Annotated in this window: 1 protein-coding gene and 2 pseudogenes; 1 reads left to right on the forward strand and 2 read right to left on the reverse strand. The window is 66.1% G+C overall.

The features are described from left to right. Positions 1 to 150: pseudogene (locus I003_RS37170) on the forward strand (IS701 family transposase); the annotation flags it as partial. Between the two features lie 206 nt (positions 151 to 356). Here the strand turns inward: I003_RS37170 and I003_RS0128695 are convergent. Beyond that, a complete protein-coding gene (locus I003_RS0128695) occupies positions 357 to 4874 on the reverse strand; it encodes an AAA domain-containing protein (RefSeq protein ID WP_486584448.1) in 4518 nt (1505 codons plus the stop codon). A 173-nt stretch (positions 4875 to 5047) separates the two neighbouring features. Then, positions 5048 to 5264 (reverse strand): annotated as a pseudogene (locus I003_RS0128700) (hypothetical protein); the annotation flags it as partial.

Below are 5264 nucleotides of genomic sequence, written 5' to 3' on the forward strand. Positions count from 1 at the left end.
GTACGCAAATACGACGCCTGGTATCGCCATATCACCCTGTCCATGCTGGCGTTGGCGTTCCTGGCCGCGATGACCCGAACCCCGCAAAAGGGGGCTCTTCACGCCTGGGCGGTGACCGCGGGCCGCGAACGCGGCGGCTCGCGGCCCTGACCGTCACCGAGGCCCGGCGGCTGTTCAACTTGATCGGCTCGACTCGCACCGCCATCGACCAGGGACTTCACTGGTCGATCTGGAGGCGCGCGCATCAGGCGGAGGCACGACGCCACCACTTCCGAAGGCGGCTACGACTTCAGGTGATCAAGATCTAGCCCTGTAGTACTAGTTCTTCGAGGGTGCTGTCGTCGAAGTTGTCCATGTCAGTGTTCCTCGCTGTCTTCGTCCGGCTCGCCGTCGTAGGGGTCCGCGTCTTCGTCGGGTTCGGCCTCGGACAAGCCGACCGGAGCCCAGGGCATGTCAGTCGGCGCGTTGTCGATGGATGGCTCGCGGACAGTGCGGGGATGGATGCCCAGCTCGGTCAGGCGTTCCCACAGCGGTTCCAAGGCCTCTTCTGGTGAGAGGGCGAAGGCGCTGCTGCGAATGCGCCAGAACGTCCAGCCGGCGCGGCGAAGCTCCCGCTCGCGCTCGGCGTCGTCGTGGATCTGCTTCATGGTGGAGTGGTGAGGGCTTCCGTCGCACTCCACTGCGAGGCGTCCGTGGCCTCCGGTGACCACGAGGTCAATGCGCTTTCCGTTGACTTCCCACTGGGGCACCACGTCGTAGCCGCGTTCCTTGATGCGCAGGAAGACACGCTGCTCGAAGAGCGAGTCGAAGGGCTCGCAGTGTCGGTCTGCGCTGACGTGGGCGGGCTGGTGTGGGTGTGTGTAGGGCGGTGGCGGACTCACCATGTAGGTGACCAGGGAGCGCCTCAGGTCTTTGCTGCTGAGCTGGTCGACGGTCAGGGAATGGAAGAGCCACATCTGGTCGCGGGCCCGGCTGGCGGCCACGTTGAAGCGTCGTTCATTGTTGCGGCCGGTCGCGGCGATGACGTTGGCTCCGTCGACGACCATCGACAGAAGGATGACGTCGCGCTGGTCTCCCTGGAACTGCTCGGGTGTGCCGACGAGGATGCTGTGGCGTTCGCGTGCCGACAAGTCTATGCGCTGGTCGACGAGGTCCTGTACCAGTCGTGTCTGGTCGCCGTGGCGCAGGATGATCACGCCGATACTGCGGTCTGCGTAGGCAGAGTCCTGGGTCAGGCGGTGCAGTTCGTTGACGACGGCCTCCGCCTCCGGCCGGTTGATGAGTTTGCCCCGGCGTCCTTCGCAGTGCCCTTCGGGCACATGGACGACCTTCAGCGGCGGGAGGCGGTCGGAGCCGTGCTGGCGCAGCAGGACCAGCTGGTTGTCGGGATAGAACTGCATGGAGGACCATTTGATGATCTCCGGCATGCACCGGAAGTGCTCGGTGAGACGGATCACTTCAGTGAAGCGGGACTGCAGCAGTTCGTACAGGTTGGACTTGGGGTCGAAGCCTTCGCGCTGCCAGGGTTCGAGGTCGGCCATGCGCTCGTCGAAGATCTGGGTGATCCGGTCATGCTTGCTGCCGCTGTAGAGCGGGGCGCATTGCCGGTCGTCGCCGACGACGATGATGCGGGGTGCGAGCCAGAGCAACAGCAGGCCTTCGAGGCCCACTTGGCTTGCTTCATCGACGATGACGACGTCGAAGGCGTCCGGCTCTGGACTGATCGTTTCCGCCACCTGGTTCAGCGGCATGATCCACGCTGGTACCGCTCCTTGCGCTGTTTGCATGGCTGAGCGTGCGTGACGCTGGTGGCGTTTGCCGTATTCGGTGGTTCCCTGGCCTGCGTTGGCCACGGCGCTGGCGTACGCAGCCAGGGCCTGTTTGTGCTTGGTGGTCATGCGGCTGACGCAATGGAATGCTGCGCGGTCGCAGACCAGCTGTTCCACCAGGTCGTGCAGTCGGCCTTGGATCTGGGCCAGTTCGCCTTCGAGTTGCTCTTCGCGTCCTGGGAGCAGGTGGGTGTCGAGGAACTCCTGCGCCTGCCGCCACGCCCAGGCCTGGGGCAGCACGGCGAACCGGGAGCGCCAGTGCGGTGCGAGGGGATCGCCGGCGAAGTCCTTGGCGAGTTCGGAGTGGGCCTCGGCAAGGCGCTCGAAGAGTTTGCCGGTCTCGCGCCGGTGTGCCTCACGCTGGTAAGCCGTAGCCAGTGCCTCCACCGCCTGAGCGTAGGCCTGCGCATCACGGGCCGCTGCTGCATCCGCCGCGCGCTGCAGCTCTTCCACGCCATGCGGGTGAGGCGGCGAAAGGCTCTTGAGGAGCTCTTCGAAGCGTTGTGTTGCGGTCCTGATGTGCAGGAGTCGACGGGCCTGGGCCGTGGCCTGGCGGATGTCGCGCCACTGCTCGGCGGTGGTGACCGGTGTCGGGATTCCGTCGGCCAGCAGGGTTGCGTGGACTTGGCGGATGACCTCCACGCAGGTGTCGATGGCTTGCAGGATGACGGCCCTGTCCAGGAGCTCGGACGTCATCAGTTCGGCTGTGTCCTGTCCGACGGCCGATCCGACGCCGGTCCACCGGCCGCGCAGGGTGCGGGCGTGGGCACGCATCTCCAGTTGCCGTACGACCGCGGTGATGTGCTCTCGGCTGGTTGGCGCCATGCCCTCTACCCGGCACTGTTCCAGGAGGAATCGGGCTTGCTTGACGACGGCCGGCCGGGGCCATCGCGTGTTCAGTTTACCGGTGCGCAGGACGTGTTGTTCCAGATTGCGGCCCGCGATCAGGAGCTCCTTCTCCTCGCTTTCGGACAGGCGGGGGATCTCCACTTCCAGGAAGGAGGCTGCGGCTATCTCATCGTGGGTCAGCTGTGCACGCTGTGAGGCGTTTCGGATGCTGTCCCACAGCTGCTGCCATCGCTGGGCTATGCCGTCCTGCAGCGCACGCGTGGACCAGGTATCCGCCTGCCAGGAGGTGGGGTCCGCGGACAGCCCGACCCTCTGCAGGGCCTGCTGAGCTCGGTCCAGGAGCGCTTCCAGCACCAGGAGCCGCGCGTCACCGTGGTCCGCCAGTTCCTGCGCCAGCGGTGTGACCGGCTCGCGGCCGACGGCTTGCTCGGCTCCTTGAAGTTCCGTGATGCAGCGGGAAACCTCCGCCGGGTCCGGCAGCGTTGCCGGGTCCGGGCAGTACTGGATGCGGGCGTCGAGGATTCCGGGGCCATGCTGGGCAACGAGCAGCCACAGTCGCTCAGCTTCGTCCGTGGTCAGGGGCGGGACCTGTGGGGCCTGGACATCCAGGGACGGCAGCCACTGATATCCAGCTGCGCCGTGTGCCACTGCCTGCACGATGTCGTCGAGCCGCCCTCGGTAGCCCGGCGCGATCTCGGGGTGCTCGTACCACTCGACCTCGCGTACCTGACGCAGGCGGTCCTTGAGCTTGGCCTGCTCTGCCATGAGCTGGTGCCGCTGCGTCTGCTGGTCGTCAATGCGCTCCTGAAGCCGAGCAAGGTTCGTTGTCGCGTTCAGGTGGGCCAATGCTCCCAGCGACTGGCTCAGATCGGAGTTACCGCCCTGCCGCTGATCGCCTTGGATCACGCACATGCTGCGCAGCTTGGACGGTAGCTGGTCGCGCAGCACGTTTAGGGCCTGGCTCTTCGCGCTGGTGACCAGGACTCGCTTGCCGTCCGCGAGGAGTGCGGCGATCAGGTTGCTGATGGTGTGTGTCTTTCCGGTGCCCGGCGGGCCCTGGACCACGACACTGGTGTCGCGCTGCAGCCGGTCCAGGACATCGCGCTGGGCATCGTTGGTGACCATCGGGAACAGCGGATCCGGTCCCAATGCTGGCGGCACGGAGCCATTCCTGCTCCCCCAGGCCGTCCGGTGCTCCGGTTCAAGGTCATACAGCAGCTGAGCCAGTCCCAAAGGCGCTTGTGCTCCGGGACGTTTCAGCGCCCGGGCGATGCTCTCGTAGAAGCCGAGGACGGAGCGCTGGCTGTGTTCGCGCAGGACGAGTGCGGGCGCGAGATGCAGGGACCGCGTCTGGGGTTCAGCGGTGAGGTCGGGGTGCTGGCCGGTTGGGTCGAATGGGAGCACCCGGTCGACTCCGAAAGCCCGCTGCGCCCACGAGCGCACGGCCTGTGCCGCCCGGTCCGACAGCGGGTGGAAGGGGACATCCTCGACAGCGGAGCGCACGACCCCCAGCAACTCCGACGTGTAGCCGTCGGACTCGCTGAGGAAGTCGGTGTCTTCCAGACGGCCGGGGTGCTCCGGCACCAGAGAAACGGTCACGTTGATCGACGCCGGTTCAACGGTGAGGGTCACCGGTGTTGTCACGATGTGCCGGCGGACACGGGCCGAGGGACGAGCGGCTCCGAGTTGCAAGAGACCTACGGCCAGGACTACTTCGAAGGTGTCACTGTCCTGCTCGATCTTCTTGGCCATCCAGTACAGCTGCTGGTGCAGTCGCCGCTGCGGCTCGGCCGCCAGCTCTTCTTGCGACCATCGCATCCACTCGCCGGCCCACGTCTCGTACGCCTTGCGTTCTTCGGATCTGCCGCCCTCCAGTGCTGGCTGGTTCTCCTCCACAGCCGCTTGGCCGTCGGCCATTTGACGGCCATTCGGTGTGTTGTCGATCAGGCTGGGAGGTTGCGGCCCGGCGGTGGCAGCGGCCTCGGCGGACACCCTGCCATGCAGGATCGCCGGCAGCCGCGGTGCCTCTTGGGGCGGACGGTGCTTGACCACCATGATGCGAGGATCAGCGTCCGCAGCATGGCGCACGGTACCATTGGGAGCGTCCGCGAGCCATACCGTTTCCGGGTACTTGGCACAGTCGCGGATGGTCTTGGAGATGGCGCCCCGCACCAGCTCCTGCAGACAGTCAATCAAGACGCGAGTGTCACGGACGGCTTTGGGATCCCTGCCATCTCGTACTGCCGGGCGGGCCATCACATCCCCCAAACGCCTACCACTGTGGCAAGCCTTTCAGAGGGCGGTTCGTGATCTGATGTCCGTTTCCTGGTGAGGTTGGGGCAGGGCTGGTGGTCGCGGGGCTTGGTCGGCTATTGCTTCCTGGCGAAGCTGCCCGTGTCGATCTCGGTGATGATGCCGAGCTTGACCAGGCGTTTCAGCTTGGCGCGGGTGCCCTCGATGTTCTTCGGCAGCAGTTCGTGATCGAGGGCTTCGCAGACATCCCGGGCCCGTAGCGGTCCGGTCGCACCGTTGAAGACGGCGAGGATGCGGGGGTAGTCCGGGTGCTCGGGCAGGTCTGGTGGGACG

It is taken from the genome of Streptomyces sp. CNQ329, from assembly GCF_000482585.1.